Origin of the sequence: Nocardia alba NBRC 108234 (genome assembly GCF_001612665.1) — a bacterium.
GTDB lineage: Bacteria > Actinomycetota > Actinomycetes > Mycobacteriales > Mycobacteriaceae > Nocardia > Nocardia alba.
The window spans coordinates 161,007-184,550 of sequence record NZ_BDAX01000004.1 but is presented as its reverse complement, the minus strand read 5'-3'; the positions used below and the strand labels follow the sequence as shown (position 1 = coordinate 184,550).

General features: G+C 67.6%; 22 protein-coding genes. 14 read left to right on the top strand and 8 right to left on the bottom strand.

Annotated elements, in window-relative coordinates:
• The first annotated feature begins 34 nt into the window (after positions 1–34).
• A complete protein-coding gene (locus tag NA12_RS08205) occupies positions 35–1,225 on the top strand; it encodes an MFS transporter (protein WP_243655063.1) in 1,191 nt (396 codons plus the stop codon).
• A 124-nt stretch (positions 1,226–1,349) separates the two neighbouring features.
• Here NA12_RS08205 and glpK (NA12_RS08200) read toward each other — a convergent pair whose 3' ends face one another.
• Positions 1,350–2,846 (bottom strand): glycerol kinase GlpK, encoded by a 1,497-nt coding sequence (gene glpK / locus NA12_RS08200; RefSeq protein ID WP_067447963.1) that lies wholly within the window; start codon positions 2,844–2,846, stop codon positions 1,350–1,352.
• Positions 2,847–2,964: 118 nt separating this feature from the next.
• Entirely contained in the window at positions 2,965–3,717 is a 753-nt protein-coding gene (locus NA12_RS08195) for an IclR family transcriptional regulator (RefSeq protein WP_067447961.1), read from the bottom strand.
• 147 nt (positions 3,718–3,864) lie between these two features.
• Here NA12_RS08195 and glpK (NA12_RS08190) point away from each other — a divergent pair, with 147 nt between their 5' ends.
• The 3 genes from glpK (NA12_RS08190) to NA12_RS08180 all read left to right on the top strand — a co-directional run bounded on the left by glpK (NA12_RS08190) (position 3,865) and on the right by NA12_RS08180 (position 8,001).
• Positions 3,865–5,367 (top strand): glycerol kinase GlpK, encoded by a 1,503-nt coding sequence (gene glpK / locus NA12_RS08190; RefSeq protein WP_067447959.1) that lies wholly within the window; start codon positions 3,865–3,867, stop codon positions 5,365–5,367.
• Between the two features lie 32 nt (positions 5,368–5,399).
• Positions 5,400–7,085 (top strand): glycerol-3-phosphate dehydrogenase/oxidase, encoded by a 1,686-nt coding sequence (locus NA12_RS08185; protein WP_067447957.1) that lies wholly within the window; start codon positions 5,400–5,402, stop codon positions 7,083–7,085.
• A 166-nt stretch (positions 7,086–7,251) separates the two neighbouring features.
• On the top strand, positions 7,252–8,001 hold the full coding sequence (locus NA12_RS08180) for an SDR family oxidoreductase (protein ID WP_067447955.1): 750 nt from the start codon (positions 7,252–7,254) through the stop codon (positions 7,999–8,001).
• A gap of 62 nt (positions 8,002–8,063) precedes the next feature.
• On the opposite strand, the gene NA12_RS08175 is transcribed toward NA12_RS08180, so the two are convergent.
• Positions 8,064–9,686: a purine-cytosine permease family protein gene (locus tag NA12_RS08175; protein WP_067447953.1), complete on the bottom strand. Its 1,623-nt coding sequence runs from the start codon at positions 9,684–9,686 to the stop codon at positions 8,064–8,066.
• Between the two features lie 194 nt (positions 9,687–9,880).
• On the opposite strand from NA12_RS08175, the gene NA12_RS08170 reads away from it, so the two are divergent.
• The gene (locus NA12_RS08170) at positions 9,881–11,110 is read left to right on the top strand and encodes an acyl-CoA dehydrogenase family protein (protein ID WP_067448024.1); all 1,230 of its coding nucleotides are present in this window, start codon (positions 9,881–9,883) and stop codon (positions 11,108–11,110) included.
• A gap of 49 nt (positions 11,111–11,159) precedes the next feature.
• On the opposite strand, the gene ephH is transcribed toward NA12_RS08170, so the two are convergent.
• Positions 11,160–12,014: an epoxide hydrolase EphH gene (gene ephH / locus NA12_RS08165; RefSeq protein ID WP_067448022.1), complete on the bottom strand. Its 855-nt coding sequence runs from the start codon at positions 12,012–12,014 to the stop codon at positions 11,160–11,162.
• Between the two features lie 67 nt (positions 12,015–12,081).
• Between ephH and NA12_RS08160 the strand changes: the two genes are divergently transcribed.
• The 4 genes from NA12_RS08160 (at position 12,082) to NA12_RS08145 (ending at position 14,331) form a co-directional block, all read left to right on the top strand.
• A complete protein-coding gene (locus NA12_RS08160; protein WP_084472498.1) occupies positions 12,082–12,861 on the top strand; it encodes an exodeoxyribonuclease III in 780 nt (259 codons plus the stop codon).
• Positions 12,858–13,352, top strand: a complete 495-nt coding sequence (locus NA12_RS08155; RefSeq protein WP_067447949.1) for a guanyl-specific ribonuclease — start codon at positions 12,858–12,860, stop codon at positions 13,350–13,352. Before NA12_RS08160 ends, NA12_RS08155 begins: the two co-directional genes overlap by 4 nt.
• Entirely contained in the window at positions 13,352–13,831 is a 480-nt protein-coding gene (locus NA12_RS08150; protein ID WP_067447947.1) for a barstar family protein, read from the top strand. Before NA12_RS08155 ends, NA12_RS08150 begins: the two co-directional genes overlap by 1 nt.
• A gap of 122 nt (positions 13,832–13,953) precedes the next feature.
• Positions 13,954–14,331, top strand: a complete 378-nt coding sequence (locus NA12_RS08145; protein ID WP_067447945.1) for a hypothetical protein — start codon at positions 13,954–13,956, stop codon at positions 14,329–14,331.
• Positions 14,332–14,368: 37 nt separating this feature from the next.
• Here the strand turns inward: NA12_RS08145 and NA12_RS08140 are convergent, their stop codons facing one another.
• Positions 14,369–15,001, bottom strand: a complete 633-nt coding sequence (locus NA12_RS08140) for a TetR/AcrR family transcriptional regulator (protein ID WP_067447943.1) — start codon at positions 14,999–15,001, stop codon at positions 14,369–14,371.
• A 103-nt stretch (positions 15,002–15,104) separates the two neighbouring features.
• On the opposite strand from NA12_RS08140, the gene NA12_RS08135 reads away from it, so the two are divergent.
• The 3 genes from NA12_RS08135 (at position 15,105) to yhjD (ending at position 18,236) form a co-directional block, all read left to right on the top strand.
• On the top strand, positions 15,105–16,076 hold the full coding sequence (locus tag NA12_RS08135) for an oxygenase MpaB family protein (RefSeq protein WP_067447941.1): 972 nt from the start codon (positions 15,105–15,107) through the stop codon (positions 16,074–16,076).
• 64 nt (positions 16,077–16,140) lie between these two features.
• Positions 16,141–17,172, top strand: coding sequence for a tryptophan--tRNA ligase (gene trpS / locus NA12_RS08130; protein WP_067447939.1), 1,032 nt, complete (start codon positions 16,141–16,143; stop codon positions 17,170–17,172).
• A 41-nt stretch (positions 17,173–17,213) separates the two neighbouring features.
• Entirely contained in the window at positions 17,214–18,236 is a 1,023-nt protein-coding gene (yhjD, locus tag NA12_RS08125) for an inner membrane protein YhjD (protein WP_067447937.1), read from the top strand.
• 9 nt (positions 18,237–18,245) lie between these two features.
• Here yhjD and NA12_RS08120 read toward each other — a convergent pair whose 3' ends face one another.
• On the bottom strand, positions 18,246–19,547 hold the full coding sequence (locus NA12_RS08120; protein WP_067447935.1) for a D-alanyl-D-alanine carboxypeptidase family protein: 1,302 nt from the start codon (positions 19,545–19,547) through the stop codon (positions 18,246–18,248).
• Between the two features lie 140 nt (positions 19,548–19,687).
• On the opposite strand from NA12_RS08120, the gene NA12_RS08115 reads away from it, so the two are divergent.
• Positions 19,688–21,202 carry an MFS transporter gene (locus NA12_RS08115; protein ID WP_067447933.1) on the top strand — a complete coding sequence of 505 codons (1,515 nt, stop codon included), beginning with the start codon at positions 19,688–19,690 and terminating at the stop codon, positions 21,200–21,202.
• Positions 21,192–21,785 (top strand): TetR family transcriptional regulator, encoded by a 594-nt coding sequence (locus tag NA12_RS08110; protein ID WP_243655058.1) that lies wholly within the window; start codon positions 21,192–21,194, stop codon positions 21,783–21,785. The genes NA12_RS08115 and NA12_RS08110 overlap by 11 nt, the downstream gene beginning before the upstream one ends.
• 6 nt (positions 21,786–21,791) lie before the next feature.
• Here NA12_RS08110 and NA12_RS08105 read toward each other — a convergent pair whose 3' ends face one another.
• Positions 21,792–22,478 carry an ester cyclase gene (locus NA12_RS08105; RefSeq protein WP_067447929.1) on the bottom strand — a complete coding sequence of 229 codons (687 nt, stop codon included), beginning with the start codon at positions 22,476–22,478 and terminating at the stop codon, positions 21,792–21,794.
• 141 nt (positions 22,479–22,619) lie between these two features.
• A complete protein-coding gene (locus NA12_RS08100) occupies positions 22,620–23,516 on the bottom strand; it encodes a phenylalanine 4-monooxygenase (RefSeq protein ID WP_067447927.1) in 897 nt (298 codons plus the stop codon).
• Between the last annotated feature and the right edge of the window lie 28 nt (positions 23,517–23,544).

The following is a 23,544-nucleotide window of genomic DNA, read 5'->3' as shown; positions in this document are numbered from 1 at the left end:
CCTGTGGCCGTTGCATGGAAGCGTGACTTCTCCCATCGCCGTCTCTGATCGCCTCGATGTGCCGCGCACCAGCTGGCATGTCCCGGCGATGCTCGCGTTGGCGCTGGGTGGATTCGGGATCGGGACCACCGAGTTCGTGACCATGGGGTTGCTGCCCGATATCGCGCGGGCCTTCGATATCTCCGAGCCCTCGGCCGGGCACGCGGTGTCGGCGTACGCGCTGGGCGTCGTGGTCGGCGCGCCGCTGATCGCCGCGTTGTGCGCGCGGGTGGCGCGCAAGAAATTACTGATCGCGTTGATGGTGGCGTTCACCCTCGGCAACATCGGGACCGTGCTGGCACCGACCTTCGGGACGCTCGTGCTCGCTCGCTTCGTGTCAGGCCTGCCGCACGGGGCGTACTTCGGCGTCGCCTCGCTGGCGGCCGCCACTCTGGCCCCCGTCGGGCAGCGAGCCAAGGCCGTGGCCGCGGTGATGCTCGGACTCAGCGTGGCGAATGTGATCGGAGTGCCCGGCGCGACCTGGCTCGGCCAGCACCTGGGCTGGCGGGACGCCTACGTGGTCGTCGCCGTGATCGGAGTGGCGACGGTAGCCGCCCTCTGGCGCTTCGTACCGGCGCTGACCAGTATGAAGATCACCAACCCGATGACCGAACTCGGCGCGCTGCGACGCCCGCAGGTACTGCTCACCCTGGCCGTCGGCGCGATCGGCTTCGGCGGCATGTTCGCCGTCTACACCTACATCGCCACGACCATGACCGATGTCGCGGGCATGCCCATCGGATTGGTGCCGATCGTGCTGGCGCTGTTCGGTCTCGGGATGATCGTGGGCAACATCGGCGGCGGCATCCTCGCCGACCGTGGCGTCGACCGCTCGATCTTCGTCGCCATGATCGCGATGGTGGTGATCCTCGCCGGGTTCGTCCTGGCGGCCCACAACCCCATCACCGCCTCGATCGGCGCCTTCCTCGTCGGCGCCTCCGGCGCTGCCCTCGCCCCCGGCTTGCAAACCCGCCTGATGGACGTAGCCGCCGACGCCCAAACCCTCGCCGCCGCCCTCAACCACGCCGCCCTGAACATCGCCAACGCCGCGGGCGCCTGGCTCGGCGGCCTCGTCATCGCCGCAGGCCTCGGCTATACCGCCCCGGCCGTGGTCGGCGCTCTGCTCGCCATCGCCGGCGTCCTCCTGTTCACCCTCACAGTCCTGCTCCAACGCCGAACGACGTAGTGCGGAGCCCTGGCTACGCGGCCAGGGGCACCGACAGCCGGGCGCCCGATGCCGCCGTGATCCCCTGGCTGACGCAGGCCGTGACCGCTACGGGTACCGACGAGATCTTCGGTTGAGCAGTCGGCTAACCGGTTGTGGCGGGGCGGGCCCAGCCGACGCTGAGTTGGACGGCTCGTTGCCAGCGTTCGTATTCCTCGTCGCGGATTCGGCGGTCGGGGGACGGGGTCCACTGGGCGGCGGCCTTCCAATTGCGGCGTAGGCCTTGGAGATCGGGCCAGTAGCCGACGGCCAGGCCGGCGGCGTACGCGGCGCCGAGGGAAACGGTTTCGGTGACCAGTGGGCGCGTCACGGGGGTGTCGAGGACGTCGGCGATGATCTGCATGAGCAGGTTGTTCGACGCCATTCCGCCTGCGACGCGCAGGGATCGGGCTTGCAGGCCCGCGTCGGCGTTCATCGCCTCGACCACGTCGCGCGTCTGCCAGGCGGTGGCCTCGAGGACCGCGCGGGCCAGGTGGCCCTTGGTGACGTAGGAGGTCAGGCCGATGAGCAGGCCGCGGGCATCGCTGCGCCAGTGTGGGGCGTAGAGGCCGGAGAAGGCGGGGACGAGGTAGCAGCCGCCGTTGTCGTCGACTGTGCTCGCGAGAGTCTCGATCTCGGGTGCGGTGGCGATCAGGCCGACGATGTCGCGAAGCCATTGGACCAGCGAGCCGGTGACCGCGATCGGCCCTTCCAACGCGTAGACCGGTTCGGGGCCGACCTGGTAGCCGATGGTGGTGAGCAGGCCGTGTCGGGAGCGGATCAGTTCACTGCCGGTGTTCATCATCAGGAAGCCCCCGGTGCCGTAGGTGCACTCGGTTTCCCCTGGGGCGAAGCATGTTTGGCCGAACAGGGCCGCGTGCTGGTCGCCGAGCGCGGCCCCGATCCGGACGCCGGGGACGAGGGTGCGCGCGGTGCCGAAATCACCGGTCGACGGTTCGATGCGAGGGAGCACGGCGGGTGGAATATCGAAGAACCGCAACAGTTCCGCGTCCCACTGCCGGGTGGTCAGATTCATCAGCAGGGTGCGGCCCGCGTTGGTGACGTCGGTGACGTGCTCACCGGTCAGGTTCCAGATGAGCCACGATTCCATGGTGCCGAAAAGCACATCGCCGCGTTCGGCCCTGGCGCGAAGGCCCTCGACCTCGTCGAGCAACCAGCGCAGGCGCGGCGCGGCGAAGTAGGTCGCCAAGGGGAGCCCGCTCAACTCCGGAATACGTTGGGCGCCGGGCAATTGCTTCAGCTGATCGACCAGTGCTTCGGTGCGCACGTCCTGCCAGACGATGGCCAACCGCACGGGCAGCCCGGTGTGCCGATCCCACACCACCGTGGTCTCGCGCTGATTGGCGATGCCGATCGCGGCCACCTGGTCGACGGTGATCCCGGCGTCGCGCAGCGCCGCGGGCACGAGCCGCTCCACCGTCCGCCAGATCTCGAGTGCGTCCTGCTCCACCCAGCCCGACCTGGGGTAGTGCTGACGATGTGTCCGCTGCGCCATCCCCGCCAGCCGTGCGTGCTGGTCGAACACGATGCACCGGCTCGAGGTCGTGCCCTGATCGATGGCCAGCACGAAACGTTGAGTCATCGCCGGCTGCTCTCGTCGGTGGTGCGTGTCTTCGCGGCGGTGGCACCACCGCAACGCCACGCAGCTGCGGAAGGTGCTGTGTCGCAGAAATTATGGCGCGTCATCGCGATGTCCCCGCTCATCGCACCGCCGTCAGGTCGCGGTGCACGGCGAGGGCGGCGGCCAGCACCTGTTCTTTCGCGACCGCTCGCACCTGTAGCCGGTTGTCACACAGCCGATCCGTCGGACCGGTGATGCCGATCGCCGCGACGACGAGCCCACCTCGGGACCGAATGGGGGCGGCGATCCCCGCTTCGCCCGAGCGACGTTCGTCGACTTCGTCCGCCCAGCCCCGTCGGCGCACCTCGGCGATCACCCGGTCGAGTCTGCCGCGTTCGGTGATCGTTCGGTGGGTGAGCTGGTGGAGCGCACCGACTTCCGCCGCGGCGTCGTAGGCGAGGAGCACCTTGCCGAGCGCGGTCGCGTGGGCGGGTAGCACTTCGCCGACGGCCAGGGTCTGCTCGCTGTTGTCGGGCCGAAAGACGTGGTGGATCACCGTGATTGCGGAGTCCCGCGCCACGGCGATGCGCACCGATTCCCCGGAACGCGCGGCGAGCGCGTCGGCCCGGTGGATAGCCCGCGAGCGCAACTCGTTCACATCGAGTCGATCGGTGCCGAGTTCGCCCAGCGCGGGCCCGAGCAGGTATTTGCCCGTCGTCGGTTCCTGGTCGACGAACCCCACCCCGAGCAGCGTCCGCAGAATGCCGTGCGCGGTGGGTTTGGCCAGGTCGAGTGCCGCGGCGATCTCGCCGACGCCCAGGGGCCCCGGCCCGCGCGCGAGCAGGCGCAGCACCGCTGCGGCTCGTTCGATCGACTGGATCGGGCCAGGCACCGCCCGAACCTATCAGCCCACCCGTTCAGCATTGTCGAACGGCGGCCGTGGCGGTGACCCTCGCCCGTTTCTAGCGTGGATCTCGGGCCCGGCCGCGACCGCGCGCCCGAGCGGCGGACTCGATGGCGAGTCCGGAGGAAGGACGCGATGAACCGGTATGTGGGCGCGATCGACCAGGGCACGACCTCGACGCGATTCATGGTCTTCGACCACAGCGGCACCGTCGTGGCCCGTCATCAGCTCGAACACTCGCAGATCATGCCCCGCCCCGGCTGGGTCGAACACAATCCGGACGAGATCTGGGAACGCACCCGTACCGTCGTCAAGACCGCCCTCTCGCTCGCCGATCTCACGGCCGACGACCTCGCCGCCATCGGCGTCACCAACCAGCGCGAGACCACCGTGGTGTGGAACCGCCGCACCGGCCGCCCCTACGGCAACGCCATCGTCTGGCAGGACACCCGCACCGACCGCATCATCGCCGACCTCGACGCCGCCGGGCACAGTGCGCTCATCCGCGAGAAGACCGGACTGCCGCCCGCGCCGTACTTCTCCGGCGGCAAGTTGAAGTGGATTCTGGACAATGTGGCGGGCGTGCGCGCCGATGCCGAGCGGGGTGACGCCCTGTTCGGCACCCTCGACAGCTGGCTGATCTGGAATCTCACCGGCGGCGTGCACGTCACCGACCCCACCAATGCCTCGCGCACCATGCTGATGGATCTGGAAACCCTCGACTGGGACGACGAACTCCTTGCGATCTTCGGCATCCCGCGCGCCATGTTGCCGACCATCGCACCGTCGGCGAACCCGGGGCTGTTCGGGACGACGAAGCCCGACGGCCCGTTCAAAGGCTCGGTGCCCATCGCGGGCGTGCTCGGCGACCAGCAGGCCGCGGGGGTGGGGCAGGTGTGTTTCCGGCCCGGCGAGGCCAAGAACACCTATGGCACAGGCAATTTCCTGATGCTCAACACCGGCACGGAGATCGTGCGCTCGAACCACGGCTTGATCACCACCGTCGCGTACCAGTTCGGCGACGACAAGCCCGCCTACGCACTGGAGGGGTCGATCGCGGTCACCGGGTCGGCGGTGCAGTGGTTGCGCGATCAAATGGGCATCATCGCGGGCGCCGCGCAGATCGAGGATCTCGCCGGACAGGTGGCCGATTCCGGCGGCGTGTACTTCGTGCCCGCCTTCTCCGGTCTGTTCGCGCCGTACTGGCGGCCCGATGCGCGTGGCGCGGTCGTCGGCCTGTCGCGCTACAGCAACAACGCCCACCTGGCCAGGGCCACCCTGGAGTCCATCGCCTACCAGACCCGCGACGTGGTCGAGGCCATGCAGCGCGATGCCGGTGTCGCGTTGGCGACGCTGCGGGTGGACGGTGGCGTCACCGTGAATCAGCTGGCCATGCAGATCCAGGCCGACCTGCTCGGCGTCGCGGTCTCACGCCCGGTCGTCACCGAGACCACCGCGCTCGGCGCCGCCTATGCCGCGGGGCTCGCTGTCGGTTTCTGGCACAGCACCGACGAACTGCTCGACAACTGGTCCGAGGACGTCCGCTGGTACCCCACCTGGTCGCAGGAGCGCCGCGAGCACGGCTACCGCCGCTGGCTCAAAGCCGTCGAACGCACCCTCGACTGGGCCGAAATCTGAGTTATCCCCATACTTTCGAGAAGGAGATCATCGTGTCCGTGCGACTGGACCCCACCTACCGTGAGCAGGCCATCGCCACGCTCGACACCGCCGAGGTCGACGTCTTGGTCATCGGCGGCGGCGTCACCGGCGCGGGCGCGGCGCTCGACGCCGCAGCGCGCGGTTTGTCCGTAACCCTGGTCGAGGCACGCGATTTCGCGGCGGGCACCTCGAGCCGATCGTCGAAACTCATCCACGGCGGCCTGCGCTACCTGGAACAGCTGGACTTCGCGCTGGTGCGCGAGGCGCTCAAAGAGCGTGGGCTGCTGTTGAATACGCTCGCGCCGCACCTGGTGCACGCGGTGCCGTTCCTGTTCCCGCTCCAGCATCGAGTGTGGGAGCGCGCCTATATCGGCGCCGGTATCGCCCTCTACGACACACTCGGTGGTGCGCGCACCGTCCCCATGCACAAGCACCTGACCCGTTCCGGCGCACTGGAACTCGCGCCGGCGCTGCGTGACGACGCACTCACCGGCGCGATCCGCTACTACGACGCGCAGGTCGACGACGCCCGCCACACGATGATGATCGCCAGGACCGCCGCCGAGCACGGCGCCACGGTGCTGACCCGAACCAGAGTGGTCGGACTGGAGCGCGACGGCGAGAAGGTCGTCGGCGCGCGCGTCGAAGACCTGGAAACCGGTCTCACACATACCATTCGGGCCCGCACGGTGATCAGCGCGACCGGCGTCTGGACCGACGACATGATCAAGATGACCGGCGTCGACTTCCCGTTCCACGTGCGGATGTCGAAGGGCGTGCACATCCTCGTGCCGCGTGACCGGCTGAACCTGCACACCGGCATGATCATGCGCACCGAGAAGTCGGTCCTGTTCGTCATTCCGTGGGCCGAACACTGGATCATCGGCACCACCGACACCGAATGGGCCCTGGACAAGGACCACCCGACGGCCACCGCCGCCGATGTGCGATACATCCTCGACCATGTCAACGCGCTCCTGCGTGAACCGCTGACCAGGGCCGATATCGTCGGCACCTACGCGGGCCTTCGCCCGTTGATGACCGGCGCCACCAAGGAGACCGCGAAGCTCTCGCGCGAACACGCCGTCGCCGAACCCGCGCCTGGCCTGTTCGTGATCGCGGGCGGCAAGTACACGACCTACCGGGTGATGGCCGCCGATGTCGTCGACGCCGCCGCTGCGCGCCTCGGCGGGCAGGTCCCCGCCTCCTCGACCGCGCGGTTGCCCATCGTCGGCGCGGCAGGCTACTTCGACCTGCTCGCGGAGGTGACCGAGCTGGCCGTGTCGCAGCGACTGCCCGTCGACGTGGTCGAACATCTGCTCGGCCGGTACGGCTCGCTGTGCACCGATATCTTCGGCCTCATCGCCGCGGATCCCGCCCTGCGCCACCCGATCCCGGGCGCCTCGGACCACATCGCCGCCGAGATCGTCTACGCCGTGACCCACGAGGGCGCCCTGCACCTCGACGACATCCTCACCCGCCGCACCCGGATCTCCATCGAAGTCCCCGATCGCGGCCTCGCCGCCGCACCGGAAATCGCCCGCCTGATCGCCCCGCTGCTCGGCTGGGACGAGGAAACCACCGACACCGAGATCAACCGGTACTACGACCGGGTCCACGCCGAACTCGCCGCCAACGAGGCGGGCGACGACGTCGCGGCCAACGCCGCGAGACTGGTCGCGGTCGCGGCCCGCTGACCTGTGCCGGCGGCACCACGGGTGTCACCGGAGCCAACGATGGTGCCCGTGACACATCCCGACCAGCGATAGCGAGGGGATCTGCTCCATGGCAGGCGTCGGCTGGATAGCGTGAGGGCATGACATCGTTGATCGACTACCTACTACCCGCCGTGGACGTGCTCTCGTGAGCCGGGGCACCATCCTGATCACCGGCGCCAGCTCCGGGCTCGGCGCCGAGATGGCCCGCCAGTTCGCCGCGCTCGGGTACGACCTCGGCCTGTGCGCTCGCCGGACCGAGCGTCTCGACGAACTGCGCGCGCGGATCCTCGCCGACCACCCCGACCGCGTGGTCTCGGTGAAGCAGCTCGACGTCGTCGATGACGCGGCGGTGTTCACCGTCTTCGACGAGTTCGCCGCGGAATTCGGCACGATCGACCGCGTGATCGTCAACGCGGGCCTCGGCAAGGGCGCGCCGCTGGGCACCGGGCAGCACCGGGCCAATCGTGAGACCGCCGTGGTGAATTTCCTCGCCGCACTCGCGCAGAGCGAAGCGGCGTTGACGATCTTCCGCGCGCAGGGCCGCGGCCACCTGGTGATGATCTCCTCGATCTCCGGCCTGCGCGGCATGCCGAGGACCCTCACCACCTACGCGGCCACCAAGGCGGGCGTCGCCGCGCTGGCCGAAGGCGTGCGAGCGGAGGCGATCCCGGGCGTCGACGTGTCGGTGATCTACCCCGGATACATCCGCTCGGAGATGAACGACCGCGTCAAGCACCAGCCGAAGTTCCTGGTGGACACCGAAACCGGCGTCCGCGCGATGGTCGCCGCGATCGAGAAGCGCCGCACCGACGCCTACGTACCCAGCTGGCCGTGGGTCCCGTTGGGCTTCGCACTGCGCATCCTCCCGCTACCGATCGTCCGAAGATTGGTCTGAAACCGGCCGCGCATCGCCACGGGCCCACCACGACTCGAGCGCGCCAACACCCCAGAAACTCATCACCCTCTGGGCAGCAGGTGCTTTCCGTCCTTGTCCGTGGACAGTGCCAGCGAGCTGATGTATTGGATCTCGCCTTCGGGACCGGGGACCGCCGAGGCGATCATGTCCGGGCGTTCGAAGTCCAGGCCGGTGACGTGGCAGGTGAGCAGTTCGCCGGAGGGGTTGCCGTGTTCGTCGAACATCGGCGCCTCGATGCCGTCGTCGGTGCGTCGCAGGTAGTACTTGCCCTTGGTGGCGATCGCGGTGAGCGGGGTCGCGATGAAGGCGACCAGGACCGCGACCAGCGGCGAGTACGGCTTCAGCAGGTCACCGAACAGGCCGAAGAAGGTCATGATCGACAGCACCGCCGACAGCCCGAAGCCGACCAGGCCCACCGGGTTGAAGTCGTAGAGCATGCCGCGCCGGAACTCCGGCACCTTCGGCGAGATCTTCAGCAGGTACTTGTTCACCGCGATATCGGTGGCCACGGTGACGATCCAGGCGATGCCGCAGTTGGCGTAGAAGCCGAGGATGTTGTTGAGGAAGTCGAACATGTTCGCTTCCATCAGCACCAGCGCGACACCCAGGTTGACCACCAGGAACACCAGGCGCCCCGGGTAGGTCTTGGTGACGCGGGTGTAGGAGTTGGTCCAGGCCAGCGAGCCCGAGTAGGCGTTGGTGACGTTGATCTTGACCTGGCTGATGACCACCAGCACCACGGCCAGCGTCATGGCCAGCCAGCCCGGCACCATGTCCTTGTAGATCTCCAGGAACTGGTGCACCGGTTGATTGGCGATGCTTTGTGCGGCGGGCAGATTCGCGATCAGGTACACCGCGAGGAACAGGCCGACGACCTGCTTGGCCGCGCCGAACAGCACCCAGCCGGGACCGGCCAGCAGCATCCAGCCCCACCACTTGGCCCGGTTCTGTGGCGTGCGCGGCGGCATGAAGCGCAGGTAGTCGATCTGTTCGGCGATCTGGGCGATCAGCGACAGACACACGCCCGCCGCCAGCAGCGCGCCCGAAACACTCACGCCCGCACCGTTCTCGCCGCCGTAGGCGAAGAACGAACCCACCGAATCGGGGTGGCGCACCAGCAGGAAACCGAACGGCGCCACCATCAGCAGCAGCCACAGGGGAGTGGTCCACACCTGGAGTTTGGCCAGCGTGTTCATCCCGTAGATGACCAGCGGGAAGATGATGATCGTGGAGGCGAGATAGCCCAGCCACAAGGGAATTCCGAGACCCAATAACAAGCCCTGGGCCATGATCGAACCTTCGAGCGCGAAAAAGATGAACGTGAACGAAGCGAACACGATATTGGTGATCACGGAGCCGTAGTAGCCGAATCCGCTGCCGCGCGTGATCAGGTCCAGATCGATGTTGTAGCGCGCCGCGTAATAGGCGAGCGGAAATCCGGTGAGCATCACGACCACGGCGAAGATACCGATGCCGATCAGGGCGTTTCCGGTGCCGTGGGCGATGCCGATATTCGCGCCGATCGCGAAATCGGCGAGGTAGGCGATGCCGCCGAGTGCGGAGATTCCAACGACCGCGGGGCTCCATTTGCGGTAGCTCCGCGGGGCGAAACGCAGCGTGTAGTCCTCGAGTGTCTCTGTGGCGGCAGTATCTGCTCCGGCCATTTCCCGCTCTCCTTCATCCGCTGCCGCACGTAACCGGCGACTCACAGACGGTCCTGTATCGATGTAGACGCGAATTTTCCGATTCGTTACGCCGCTGTTACGCGGACCGATGGTGACCGGGCTCACCGAATCGGCCCCGAAAAAACAAGCACGCGTGTATGTTTTTGGGCGGAGCGAGCGTGGAGGAGACGACAGTGTTCGAATGGTCCGAGACCGACCTGATGGTCCGCGACGCCGTGCGGGCGTTCATCGACAAGGAGGTCCGGCCGAACCTCGACGCCCTCGACAGCGGTGAGATGCTGCCCTATCCGATCCTGCGCAAGCTGTTCAGTCAGTTCGGGATCGATTCGATGGGCGAGGACGCCGTCGCGAAAATGCTCGCCAGAGAATCGGCGGAGCCGAGCGAAGGCGGCAAGAAGTCGGGTAGTCCCTTCGGCGATCAGCAGTCCATGATGGCGGTGCTGATCAGCGAATTATCTGGCGTCTGTATGGGTATGGTGTCCGCCCTCGGGGTGAGCATCGGGCTCGGCGCCACCACCATCATCTCGCGTGGCACTCTCGCGCAGAAGCAGCGCTGGCTGGCCGACATCGTGACGCTGCGCAAGGTGGCGTCCTGGGCGATCACCGAGCCGGATTCGGGCTCGGACGCGTTCGGCGGCATGAAGACTCGCGTCGAACGCGACGGCGAGGACTACATCCTCAACGGCCAGAAGACCTTCATCACCAACGGACCGTTCGCCGACGTGATGATCGTCTACGCCAAGCTCGACGAGGGCGACGGCGCCGACAAACGTGACCGCAAGGTGCTCACGTTCGTGCTCGACAAGGACATGGACGGCCTCACCCAGGGCAAACCGTTCAAGAAGATGGGCTTGCATTCCTCACCGACCGGCGAGTTGTTCTTCGACAATGTCCGCTTGGGCAAGGATCGCTTGCTCGGCGAGACCGAAGATCACCAGGGCGGCGACGGAAGAGAAAGCGCCAGAGCCAGTTTCACCGCCGAGCGGATCGGTGTCGGATTCATGGCGCTGGGCGTGATCGACGAATGTCACCGGCTCTGTGTCGATTACGCGCGTGACCGCACGCTGTGGGGTCAGGAGATCGGGCGCTTCCAGCTGATCCAGCTCAAACTGGCCAAGATGGAAGTCGCGCGAATCAATGTGCGCAACATGGTGTTCAATGTGCTCGAGCGTGGCCGGGCGGGCAAACCGCCGAGCCTGGCCGAAGCATCGGCGATGAAGCTGTATTGCTCCGAGGCCGCCACCGAGGTGGCGATGGAGGCGGTGCAATTGTTCGGCGGCAACGGTTATATGAGCGAATACCGGGTCGAGCAGCTCGCCCGTGACGCGAAGTCGCTGATGATCTACGCGGGCAGCAACGAGATCCAGGTGACCCACATCGCCAAGGGTCTGCTCGGCAAGTAACGCCGACCCCGGCCGCGAACAGCATTGTCGCGGCCGGGATTTCGCGTATTCACACCGCGCGCAGGTGTCCGCGGCTGGCGTAGATGTGCTCGGCGATCAGCGTGGCGATCCGGTCGGGCGCCTCCAGCATCGGCACATGCCCCACCCCGTGCACCAGGATCCGATCCGCCGACTCGGGCAGCTCGCGCAGGTAGCGGGTGGCGTACACGCTGTTGGGGATGATCCGGTCGTATTCGGCGAGCAGCATCCGCACCGGGGTGCTCAGCTCGCCCAGGTCGTCCATGCCCGGCGCGCGCAGGCTGCCGAGGATGAGCGGGATCATCGCCTCGCAATGCAGCACCGCGGTGAGCGTTGTCGCCAGATCACGGCGGGCGACGGCGCTGGTTCGTTTGGTGACCAGCAACGCGGCCACCTGCTGCACGAGCGCGTTGTTGATGGCCACCCCGCCCAGTAGCTTGCCGATCTCGATGAAGGGGATCATCGACGCGAACTTCACGCCGACCCTGACCTGGCTCAGCGACGGCGACGCCCAGCCGCCCGCCGCGGCGATCGTGGTGAGCGTGCGAGCCCGGCCGCGGCGCGCCAACTCGAGGCCGACCCAGCCACCGAGCGAATTGCCCGCGATATGGCAGGTGCGCCAACCCAGCTCGTCGAGCTGGTCCTCGATCTGATCGGCCAGGGCGTACACATCCAGTGCCCACCCTTCGACCTTCGGGCCACCCCAGTGCCCGGCGAACGCGGGCGCGTACACCTCGCAATGCGCCGACATCCGCTGCGCGACCTGCTCCCAGCAGTGCGGCGACAGCAGGAATCCGTGCAACAACAAGACCGGGTCGCCGGACCCGATGTGCAACGCCGCGACGGGCGTGGAGCGGGCGGCGGACTTGGCGGTGCGTGACGTCATCGTCATCACCCCTTCCTGGACGACGGTGTCCGGGGGAGCATCCCTGCCTGCATTGTACGGTCGTACGGTGCCGATAATCCTCTCGACTGTGAACGTAAACGGTGTCCGAGCCGCATCGACCAAGGGCATGATCGCCTGGTTGGCGGCGACCGAAGCCGACATCGTCTGCCTACAGGAGACCAGAGCCACCGACGCGCAGACCGCGGCGGCGTTGGCCCCCGCGCTCCACGCGGGGTGGGTGCTCTCCCATGCCGAGCCGGAATCCAAGGGCCGCGCCGGCGTGGGGATCCTGTCGCGACGCGCGCCCGATGCCGTGCGCATCGGGTTCGGCAGCACCGAGTTCGCGGACGCCGGCCGCTATATCGAGGCAGATTTCGGCGACGTGACCGCGGCCAGCGTCTACGTGCACTCGGGGGAGGAGAACACCCCCAAGCAGGACGAGAAGTACCGGTTCATGGCCGAGCTCGGTGCCTACCTGAAGTCGCGCACCGGCGAGTTCGTGGTGAGCGGCGACTGGAACATCGCCCCCGCCGAAGTGGACCTGAAGAACTGGAAGGGCAACCAGAAGTCCGCGGGCTTCCTGCCCGAGGAGCGCGCCTGGATCGCCGACCTGCTCGCCGCCGGCTACGTCGACGTGGTGCGCGCCCTGCACCCCGACGTCGCGGGCCCCTACAGCTGGTGGTCCTACCGCGGCCGCGCCTTCGACAACGACTCCGGCTGGCGCATCGATTACCAGCTGGCCCTCGGCGAGCTGACCGATCGCGCCAAGCAGGCCGTCGTCGAACGCGCTGACGCCTACGACCAGCGGTGGTCCGACCACGCGCCCGTTACTGTCCAATATCGATGAAACTCTCACGCAAGACTCTCGGCCTGCTCGGTGGGCTCGTCCTCGTTCTGGCTGCCATCGGGCTCACCGTGTTCGGTGGTCGCGGTAGCGACAGCGCCACCGTCACGTCGACCACGCGTGCCGTCGCCGGGATCACCACCAGCGCGAGCGCGCCGAAACCCGGTCCGCCCGCCGGGAATTCGTCGGCCTCGCCGGTCACCAAGACCGCGGGTGTGCCCGACCGCGCCTATGTCACCCTCGTCGAGATCGACGCGGGGCGCTGGCCGGGTTCGGCCGACGCGCCGGGCACCAAGGGCGGCGAGCAGTTCATGAACCGCGCAACCACATTGCCGCCCAAGGATTCAGCGGGCAAGGCGGTGAAATATCAGGAGTGGGACGTGAATCCCAAGCAGCCCAACCGCGGTCGTGACGCCGAGCGCATCGTCACCGGCAGCGACGGCTCGGCCTGGTACACCGGCGACCACTATGAAACCTTCACGAGGATGCGCTGATGACTTCGCGAATGACGCTGTCGCAGTTCCTTGCTCGCCCTACCGTCGAGGCGCCGGCCGCGACCACGGCGCCGGTGCTCGGCGCGCTGGCGGTGGACGCGAACCAGTTCAGCGGCGTGCGCTACGACTCGCCCGCCGACTACCGCGTCCGCGAACTCCGCGGCGCCAAGATGCGCACCACCGGCGAACTCTTCGACGAATTCGCCGCCGCCTTCCAGTTCCCGTACTACTTCGGCGCCAACAAGGACTCCTTCGACGAATGCCTGCGTGACCTGGACGATTTCGTCGGTGCCGCCCCGGGCTACGTCGCGGTGATCCGCACGGCCGACGACCTGCTCGGCGAGCAACCCACCGAACGCGCCTGGTTCGACGCCGCCATGCGCGACTGCGCTGCCTACTGGGCGCGTCGTGAGGTGGCGTTCCGGGTGGTGCTGCAAGGCGATCCGGAAACCTTCGGCGCGGTGGCCCTGACCGACTGACGCGAATCCGGTTTCACTGTCCCCGGTTTCGATGCCACCTCAATTGGTGTCTGTCGCTGACTGATCAGTCCGCTTACTGTCATCGCCGTGCGGCCACCCGAGGCTGCGGCGAGGAGTATCTGATGAAGCGAATTCTGTTGAGCGCGAGTATTTTCGGCGCAATCTCGGCGACAGCTGTCGGCCCGGCGACGGCCGATGTCGCGGTGCGGCCCGACGCCGAGCCTGCGGCGATCGCCGAAGCCTCGTCGGGGTCGAGCAATCTACTCGGCGCCCTGTTGCTCGCGCTCTCGTCCGGCTCTGCCCAGAAGTGTGACGGCATCATGCTCGACGTCTGCGTGCCGCTCCCGGCTCAGCCCGCGAGCACGCAGCAGGCTGCGCTGATCGGGGAACCGTCCTCGGGGTCGAGCGCGCTCATCGACGGGATTCTCCTCGATATTGTCGAGATCGCCTCGGGCTCCTCGGAGTGCGACGTTCCGCCCGGCTACTGCCTGCCGCGTTAGCCGGATAGGCGTAGCCGATAGCGGCAAAGCAGTGCTCTCAGCGGTAGCGGTCGGCCAGATCGTCGCCGAGGAGCACGAAGACGTCGGTGATCTGGTCGACCAGTTCCTCGCGGGTGAGGTCGAGATCGCCCGCGAGCCAGGTCGTGAGGGCCTGGGTCATGCCGCCGACCAGGTAGATCGCCCGGAAGTCGACCACATTCCGTGGGACGTCGCCGCCGTAGAAGCCGGTGCCCTCGGCGGCGACCAGCCGGGCGAACGCGCGCACCGTCCTGGCGGTGCGGGCGCGAAGTTCCGGCGTCGCCATTCCGGCGATCAGCGCGGTGCGGGCCTTGCGTGGGTCGTCGACGAGCACCGAGATGCCCGCGTCGATCGCGGCGTGGGCCTGCAGGCGGCTGTCCGCGGGCGCGGCGGCCAGTGCGGTCGCGATCGCCGTGGTGAGTTCGTGCGCGATGCGGTCGAGCAGGGCTTCCAGTACGTCGTCGCGCTTGTCGAAACTCTCGTAGTAGTACCGCTCGTTCAGGCCGGCGCGCGCGCAGAGACCGGCGACGGTGAGCTTGGCATCGGTGGAGACCAGGTCGAGTGCCGCGTCCAGCAGTGCGGTCCGTCGCTGGGCCTGTCGCTCCTGTGCCGAAACGCCACCGTATGTCCGTTGTGCTGCCACAGCGTCCATTGTGCGTGCCGCCAATCTCTCATGGTGTTTCGGTGGAGGCTCTTGTCAGAATTACAAATCTGGGGGACTCTATTGCCAGATGCACTCGACGAGGAGGCGCAGCATGTCTACCAGGCACGGCGAACCCGGATATTTCGCCGACGATTCGATGATCCGGCGGGTGATGAGCAAGCGCGCGGTCGGTCTGACCTACGGCGTGCGGGCGTTGGTGATCGGCGCGGTGCACCCGCTGCTGTTCGTCGGCACCAGTGAACACACCACCCATCGGGCAACCCCCTATACCCGGCTGGCCGTCACCGGAGCGCTGTTCGAAGCGGTCTTCCTCGGCAGCAAGGCAGAGGCCGATCGCGCGCTGGCCTTCACCCGGCGCAAGCACGACGCGGTGGTCGGCACCCTGCCCGAAGACGCGGGCGCGCACCATCGCGCGGGCACCGCCTACGCCGCCCACGATCCGCACCTGATGTTCATGACCATGGCCTTCACCTTCGATTCGGCCGAGGTGATGCACGACCGGCTCGTGCGCGAACTCACCGCCACCGAACGCGAAGACCTCTACCAGGACTACGTTCGCTGGGGCGAGCTGTTCGGCATGCCGCGCGACGCCGCGCCCGCCGACTACCCGGCCTTCCGCCGCTACTTCGACACCTACCTGAACTCCACCGAACTGTTCCTCACCGAGGAGGCGGCCCTGGTCGGTTCCTACCTGGCCGGCCATCGCAAGGCCTACCGGCAGCGTCCGCCCGCCGAGCAGGTCGGTACGGCGCTGTATCTGCTCGTGCAGGGCAGCCTCCCGGCCCGGATCCGGCAGATGTACGGCATCGAATGGGGCATCGCCGACGAACTCGCCCACCGCGCGTTGTGCACCGGCATCCGGACCGCCCACCTCGCCCCACCGTTGGCGCCCCGGGTACTCGCGAGCACCCTCGCCGGACCGAGCGCCCCCTCCTACAAGCTGCTGGCCCGTCGCGAGCAACACATGGTGAAGACGGGGCACCCGAGCATGCCCGGCGTCGATCCGCGCAACTGGGCGCAGCGACATTCCGCGGTGCGAACCGGCGGCCCCGGCGCGGCGTAACCACGCGGGGGCCTCGGGAGGGCCGCCGGAAAATACCGCTCGACGCCCATGGAAAGATTGGGGTATGTCCAGTCCTGCCCCGGCCGCGACGGCCGACCGCAAGCAGCGGGTGCTGTCGGGCATCCAGCCCACCAGCGACTCCTTCCACCTCGGCAACTACCTGGGTGCGCTGCAGTACTGGGTGACGATGCAGGACGAGTACGACGCGCTGTACTTCATTCCCGATATGCACGCGATCACCGTCAGCCAGGATCCCAAGGCGTTGCGCGCGCGCACCAAGTCCGCCGCGGCCCAGCTGCTCGCGCTCGGCATCGACCCCGCCAAGTCCACGCTGTTCGTGCAGAGCCAGGTGCCCGAGCACGCGGAGCTGGCGTGGGTGCTGAGCTGCATCACCGGTTTCGGTGAAGCGGGCCGGATGACTCAGTTCAAGGACAAGTCGGTCAAACAGGGCGCCGACAACGCGACCGTCGGCCTGTTCACCTACCCGGTTCTGATGGCCGCCGACATCCTGCTCTACCGCCCGCACCAGGTACCGGTCGGCGAAGATCAGCGTCAGCACCTCGAACTGACCCGAAATCTGGCCCAGCGCTTCAACACTCGCTACAAGAAGACCTTCGTCGTGCCCGAACCGCACATCGTGAAGGGCACCGCGAAGATCTTCGATCTGCAGGATCCGACCTCGAAGATGAGCAAGTCGGCCGCCAGCGACGCCGGGCTGATCAACCTGCTCGACGACCCGAAGATCACCGCCAAGCGGGTCCGCTCGGCGGTCACCGACACCGAACGCGAGATCCGCTACGACCCGGAGAACAAGGCGGGTGTGAGCAACCTGCTGGTGATCCTGAGCTCGCTGCGCGAAACCCCGATCGTCGACCTCGAGGCTAACTTCGAGGGTAAGGGCTACGGTGATCTCAAGGCCGAGGTGGCCGACGCGCTCGTCGAATTCGTGACACCGGTGCAGAAGAGGGTGCAGGACTACCTGTCCGATCAGGCGGAACTGGACCGGGTGCTGGCCGCGGGTGCCGAGCGGGCGCGTGAGATCGCAGGCAACACACTCGCTCAGGTGTACGACCGGGTTGGCTTCCTCGCTCGCTGACCCGTTGCGCACCTGGGATTTTCGCTGAAGGGGCGCGTGTCATGCAGTTGATCGAGAACATCTCGGCGGCGATCGAGAGGCAGATCGGACGCAGGCCCTGGCTGGATCATCTGGTCAGGGCCGGTGGGCGGTTCCAGAGCCAGCGCGGTGACTTCTTCGCCGCCGGCATCACGTATTTCACTGTGCTGTCGCTGTTTCCGCTGCTGATGGTCGCGTTCTCGGTGGCCGGTTTCATTCTGGCCGGACAGCCGGACCTGCTGGCCGAGCTTCAGGACAAGGTCGTCGAGAAGATTCCCAGCTCCTTCGGTACTCAGATCAACGACCTCATCGACCAGGCGATGAACTCCCGGGGCACGGTCGGCGTCATCGGCCTGCTGGTCGGGCTCTACACCGGGCTCGGCTGGATCTCGAATCTGCGGGCCGCGCTCACCGAACAGTGGGCGAGCCAGAGCCCGGAAAAGCCCTGGTGGCTGGCCAAACTGTCCGATCTCGGCGCCCTGGTCGGCCTCGGGCTGGCCTTCGTGGTGTCGCTCGGCCTGTCGGCGGTGTCCGCGAGCGGGCTGGGCAAGGGGCTGCTCGAACTGCTGGGGGCGGATCATCTGCCCGGTTCGTCGCTGGTGTTGCGGCTGATCTCGATCGCGCTCGGGTTGCTCGCGTCGTGGGCGGTGTTCGCCTGGATCATCGCGCGAATGCCCCGCGAACCGGTCTCGTTGCGCAGCGCGGCGCGGGCGGCGATGCTGGCGGCGGTGGCCTTCGAGATCTTCAAGATCATCGGTGCGATCTACCTGCGGGCGGTGCTGTCCAGCCCGGTGGGCGCGACCTTCGGGTCGATCATCGGCCTGATGGTGTTCAGCTACATGTCCTATCGGATCCTGTTGTTCGCGACGGCGTGGGCGGCGACGTCCTCGGACAACGAACGCGCCGCGGCGATCGCGCCGCCGGACGCGGTGGTCATCCGGCCTCGCGCGGTCGACCACGGCATGTCGACCGGAACCGGCGCCGCCTATTTCGGCGCCGGGGCGGTGGCGGCGCTCGCCCTGATGCTCGTCGGCAGGCGGCGGTAGCGCCAGGTGTCAGGGCCTGCGGCGCAATGCCTTACGCGCCAGGAGCAGCAGTACGAGGATCAGCACGGGGCCGCCGATCAGGGTGGCGATGCGGGCGCCCTGGTGTGCCGGTTGTTCGGGCTCGGTTCGGGTGCCGTCGGCGCGCGGTGGGGGCGATGCCAGGGGGACGCTGGGTTGTACTGCCGCGCTGCCTGATTCGGGGAGTTTGCCCACTCGGGCGTCGGTGTCGAGGGTGAAACCGTAGTCCAGTAGCCGGGCGGCCTGCTCCCAGGGGCGGATCGGGCGCACGTCGGCTTTGAGCAGGGTGACGACGAGGCGGTGGCCGTCGCGTTCGGCGGCGGCGACGAAGGTCTGACGGGCGTCGTCGGTGAAACCGGTCTTGCCGCCGATCGCGCCCGCGTAGTTGTAGAGCAGCTGGTTGTCATTGGCGATCGGGAACCCGGGGTGGTCCACGTCGCCGGGGATCTTGGGGTCGGCCGGGAAGCCGGGGAAGTCCACCTGTTCGGTGTGGATCAGTTCGGCGAACAATGGGATGCTCATCGCCTCGCGGAACAGCACCGACAGGTCGTAGGCCGAGGTACTCATGCCGGGGCCGTCGAGGCCGGACGGGGTCGCCGCGCGAGTATCCAACGCGCGCAATGTCTTCGCGACCTCGTTCATCTTCGCCACGGCGGCCTTGTCGCCACCGAGTTGGGTGGCGATGGCGTGGGCGGCGTCGTTGCCCGAGCACATGATCAGGGCCTGCATGAGCTGGCGATTGGTGTAGCGCCCGCCGGGTCCGATGCCCACCCTGGTGCCGTCGACGTCGGCGTCGGCCTGGGTGCCGACCACGACCTTGTTCAGATCCAGACTGCGCAGCGCCACGATGGCGAGAGCGACCTTGATGGTGCTGGCGGGGCGGTAGCGGCCGTGCGGATCCTTGGCGGCGAGTACGCGCCCGGTGTCGAGATCCGACACCATCCAGGACGTCGCGGAGATCTCGGCGGGCGGCGGGGGCGCGCCGGCGGGCAGCAGCACGCCGCACTCGCCCATGCGCTGACCGCCGATGGCGGTGGCGGGAACCGGCAGCGGGCTCGGCGTCGGATCGCCGGGTTCGGGAACCTCCGACTCGTCGATCGGGGCGGGCGGTTGTGTCTTCTGCGGGCAGTCGTCGGTGTTCGGGGTGGTGAACGGGGGTGTGGTCGTCGGGCCGCTGACCGGTGGCCGGTCGGTGGCGGGGACGGCGACCGCGGGAGCGCCTGCGAGAGCGGTGACAGCGACGGCAGCGCCGAGAAAGCATGCGGCGCGCAGGCCGACTTCACGAATTCTCATCGCCTCGCAGCCTAATAGTCGCCGCGGTGGCGCGTTCGCCGGTCCACGCGCCGACAGGCCCGACTATCGACGAGGTATTGACATCAACCATCAAATGAGAGCTACTATCAAAAGGTAGTAACTATCATATCGGAGGAGAAATGCGGACAGAAGACGCCCGCCGCTGGCTCGCGCTCGGCGCGCTCGCCGTGGCGATGCTCACCATCGGACTCGACGTCACCGTGCTCACCGTCGCGCTACCGACCCTGGCGGTCGACCTTCACGCGAATACCGGTGCGCTGCAATGGTTCAGCGGCGCGTACACCCTTGCCCTCGCCGCCTTCATGCTGCCCGCGGGCGCGCTCGGCGACCGATACGGTCGTAAGCGATTCCTGCTCGGCGCTCTCGTGCTGTTCGGTCTCTCGTCGATCGCCTGCGCGTTCGCCGACTCGTCGGCGGTCCTCATCGCCGCGCGCGCTGTCCTCGGCATCGCCGCGGCCGCGACGATGCCGCTGTCGATGGCCGTGCTGCCGGTGCTGTTTCCCGATCCGGCGCAACGGCAGCGCGCGCTGACGATCTGGATCACCTCGACGGCGATCGGACTGCCGCTCGGACCGATCGTCGGCGGCTGGCTGCTCAACCATTTCTGGTGGGGATCGGTGTTCCTGCTCAATGTGCCGATGGTGATCGTCGGGGCGCTGGCCGTTGCGCTGCTCGTCCCGGAGTCGCGCGCCGACAACCGCTTTCCGGTCGATGTTCCCGGTGCGATCGCCTCGGCGGTCGGAATGCTCGGACTGACGTACGGCTTCATTCGAATCGGGGAGAAGGGCTGGAGTGACAGCACGTCCTGGGCGATCATCGCCGCCGCCGTCGCGACATCGGCCGGGTTCCTGTGGTGGCAGCGTCGCGCCCCTCATCCGCTGATCGACCTCGGCCTCTTCCGATCCGCGAGATTCTGTTGGGGAACAGCGTTTCTCATTCTGGTCAACTTCGCGATGTTCGGCATGTTCTTCACCGTGCCGCAGTATTTCCAGGCGGTGCTCGGCGTGGACGCGCTCGGCAGTGGACTGCGGTTGTTGCCGATGATCGGCGGCCTGATCGTGGGCAGCAGAGTGGTCGACCGGCTGTTGCCGCGCCTGGGCGCACGGGTTGTGCTGGTGGCCGGGTTCCTCGTGCTCGCCGCGGGGACCACGCTCGGCGCGCTCACCCGGGTCGACAGTGGCTACGGCCTCACCGCGTTGTGGATCACCGTTCTCGGCGCGGGCATGGGACTGGTGATGCCGACCGCGATGGGCCTGGCGATGGGTGACCTCGCGGCCGAACGGGCGGGTTCGGGCTCGGCGCTGATGCAGGCGCTGCGCCAGGCAGGCGGCACGATCGGGGTGGCGGTGCTCGGCAGTGTGCTCGTCACCGCGTATCGCGGGGATCTCGGGGAGCTGAACCGGGAACCGATCTCCGACGGGATCGCCGCCGGTGTCGCGGTGGCCCGGCACGCGCAGGACGCGGCGATGCTCGCTCAGGTGCAGCAGGCGTTCGTTACCGGGATGGACGTCATGCTGTGGGTGTGCGCGGCGCTGTGCCTGGCGTCGGCGATCGCGGCCGCGTTGTTCGTGCGGCTGCGGGCGGGCGGTGCCGACGACGCACCGCATGCGGCAGAATCGGTGCATGCAGCCTGAGATGTCGCTCCGGGAGCGGAAGAAGGAGCGGACCCGTCGCAGGATCAGGGTCGAGGCGTTCGCGCTGTTTCGCGAACAGGGCTACAACGCGACGACGATCGAACAGATCGCCGCGGCCGCCGACGTCTCGCCGAGTACCTTCTTCCGCTATTTCCCGACCAAGGAACAGTTGGTCGTCGCCGACGACCTGGACGCACTCCTGTACGAGGCCATCGCGGCGCAACCGCGCGGACTGCACCCGTTCGTGGTTCTGCGCGCGGCGACCATCGAGGTGTTCGCGGCGTTGTCGCCCGCCGACGCCGCGTTCGAAGAGGAACGGCAAGCGCTGCTCACTCATGTGCCCGAGCTACGGTCGGCCGTCGGGCTGGAGTTCCAGCGCAATATCGACCTCGGCAGTCAACTGATGGCTGAGTATCTCGGCCGCCCCGCCGACGACTTCGAGGTGCGCGCGGCCGCGGGCGCGATGGTCGGCGCGCTGCTCGCCACCGCGAACCGCACGCCGATCACCAGCGAGAACATCGGCGAGATCTTGGATTTCCTCGCCGCCGGGATGCCCTTCGACGCAACCGCCGAAGGGCGCTGAGTCACCTCAGGAGCGCTGCACCGGGCAGCCGTGGGCCAGCGGGCCGAGCAGCTGGTTGTTGTCGTAGAAGTGCTCCAGCTCGAGGATGCGCAGATCCTCGCTGACCCGCGCGATGGTCACACCGAACATCTCGATCCGCTCACCGGTGGGCTGGTGGCCCTTGTACTCGCCCTCGAACTTGCCCCAGTGCCGCCAGCGGAAGCTCACCGTGGGCGGGCCCGACAGCACTTCCTGAACCTCCCAGAAGAACCCGCCGGGGAAGGCGGTGTGGAAGATGTGGTGCGAGGACTCGAAGGTCTCGTTCGCGGATTCGTAGTAGGGGTTGTCGCCGATCAGGATGTTGTAGCTGCCGATCCGAGCGAACTCCTCGGCGTCCTGCCACGTCCCGCCGTTGACCCGGCCCCGGTAGTGTTCGGCCACCACCGACAGCCAGGTCGCGGGGTCGGCCTTGTGCGAGACCTCCATCTCGAAGACCTTCACCAGGTCCTCGACGATCGCCTCCAGCGAACCGGGCGCGTGCTCGACGCTGCGCTCGCGCGGGATCACCTCGTGGCTCAGGTGATAGTCGGGAACGTCGCCACGCCATTGCTCCGGCGTCGCGGCGGCGATCACGGCTTCCCGGCCCTGTAGCCACAGGGGTGCTTCCGGTTCCGGGTTCTGCTCGGCCTGCGTATCTGTCGCGTCCACAGTCATTTTCGGTCTACCCGACCCTTTCAAAAGCTCGAAGAACGGGTCGAAGGTAACAGCCGAGCAACGGCCGCGCGTGCCGGGTCCCAATAAGTGAGAAACGCGGAATGTCGAACTGTGTTCTGTAGCAACGATTTCGAAAGATAGCTACGAGACGGGCTGGGCGCGAAGGCCGAGCTCGGCCGGTGTCTCGTCGGTCATGGTCGCGAAGAATTCGCCGAGCACGCCGACGATCTGATCCACCGAATCCGCACAGAACAGTACCGGCTGGTAATGAGTGATGTCGTAGGCGATGGTGCCCATCACCGCGACATCGAGCGGATGTAATCGCGCCTGTCGGAATTCGTCGATCTCGCCATAGGAGGACAGCAGTCCGGCTCCGTAGCAGCGGATTTCGCCGTTCTCCCGGACCACGCCGAACTCGAGCGAGAACCAGAAGACATCGGCGAGGAACTTCAGCGCGCTGTCGGTTTCCAGCCGCGCCACCGCGGTGCCGACCGTCTCGTACAGTGCGGCGAAACGCGGGTCGGCGAGCTGGCTGGCGTGGCCGATGATCTCGTGGATCGCGTCGGGTTCCGGGGTGTACAGCGGGGCGCGGTGGTGGCGGATGTACTGGGTGGAGTGGAAGGTGCGCTCGGCGAAGGAACCGAAGAACTCGCGTAGTGGAACGAGGCCGGCGGCGGGCACGTAGCGGAAGCCGGTGAGGGGGGTCAGCAGCCGTGACACCTCGTCGAGTTGCGGAATGTGATCGCTGGGGAGGGCGAGGTTGCCCGCTGCCTGCCTGATCGCGCGGCAGGCGTAGATCTCGTGTTTGCGGGCCAGCTCCGTCGAGGCGATCCGCCATACCCGCTGTTCGTCGTCGGTGTAGTCGATGTGGGGTACGGGGGCGCCGGGGGAGTAGTCGAGCGCGATGGCGGCGATGGCGTTGCGGCGCGCGCGGTAGTGCTCGTCGCGGCTGCCGGGGTGGTCATCGCTCAGGTGCACCGTCACGTCGCCGTCACGCTCGCGCGTCACCGGCGAGTAGAGCTTGGCCTCGGTGAACATGACTCCAGGCAAGCACCGCCGTGCCGTC

Excerpts from the sequence above, each read along its gene's own strand:
- trpS (WP_067447939.1), top strand. The coding sequence starts at position 16,141 with ATGTCCAGTCCTGCCCCGGCCGCGACGGCCGACCGCAAGCAGCGGGTG.
- NA12_RS08135 (WP_067447941.1), top strand. The coding sequence starts at position 15,105 with ATGTCTACCAGGCACGGCGAACCCGGATATTTCGCCGACGATTCGATG.
- NA12_RS08120 (WP_067447935.1), bottom strand. The coding sequence starts at position 19,547 with ATGAGAATTCGTGAAGTCGGCCTGCGCGCCGCATGCTTTCTCGGCGCT.
- NA12_RS08150 (WP_067447947.1), top strand. The coding sequence starts at position 13,352 with ATGACTTCGCGAATGACGCTGTCGCAGTTCCTTGCTCGCCCTACCGTC.
- NA12_RS08110 (WP_243655058.1), top strand. The coding sequence starts at position 21,192 with ATGCAGCCTGAGATGTCGCTCCGGGAGCGGAAGAAGGAGCGGACCCGT.
- NA12_RS08145 (WP_067447945.1), top strand. The coding sequence starts at position 13,954 with ATGAAGCGAATTCTGTTGAGCGCGAGTATTTTCGGCGCAATCTCGGCG.
- glpK (WP_067447959.1), top strand. The coding sequence starts at position 3,865 with ATGAACCGGTATGTGGGCGCGATCGACCAGGGCACGACCTCGACGCGA.
- NA12_RS08115 (WP_067447933.1), top strand. The coding sequence starts at position 19,688 with ATGCGGACAGAAGACGCCCGCCGCTGGCTCGCGCTCGGCGCGCTCGCC.
- yhjD (WP_067447937.1), top strand. The coding sequence starts at position 17,214 with ATGCAGTTGATCGAGAACATCTCGGCGGCGATCGAGAGGCAGATCGGA.
- NA12_RS08175 (WP_067447953.1), bottom strand. The coding sequence starts at position 9,686 with ATGGCCGGAGCAGATACTGCCGCCACAGAGACACTCGAGGACTACACG.
- NA12_RS08100 (WP_067447927.1), bottom strand. The coding sequence starts at position 23,516 with ATGTTCACCGAGGCCAAGCTCTACTCGCCGGTGACGCGCGAGCGTGAC.
- NA12_RS08155 (WP_067447949.1), top strand. The coding sequence starts at position 12,858 with ATGAAACTCTCACGCAAGACTCTCGGCCTGCTCGGTGGGCTCGTCCTC.
- NA12_RS08140 (WP_067447943.1), bottom strand. The coding sequence starts at position 15,001 with ATGGACGCTGTGGCAGCACAACGGACATACGGTGGCGTTTCGGCACAG.
- glpK (WP_067447963.1), bottom strand. The coding sequence starts at position 2,846 with ATGACTCAACGTTTCGTGCTGGCCATCGATCAGGGCACGACCTCGAGC.
- NA12_RS08105 (WP_067447929.1), bottom strand. The coding sequence starts at position 22,478 with ATGACTGTGGACGCGACAGATACGCAGGCCGAGCAGAACCCGGAACCG.
- ephH (WP_067448022.1), bottom strand. The coding sequence starts at position 12,014 with ATGACGTCACGCACCGCCAAGTCCGCCGCCCGCTCCACGCCCGTCGCG.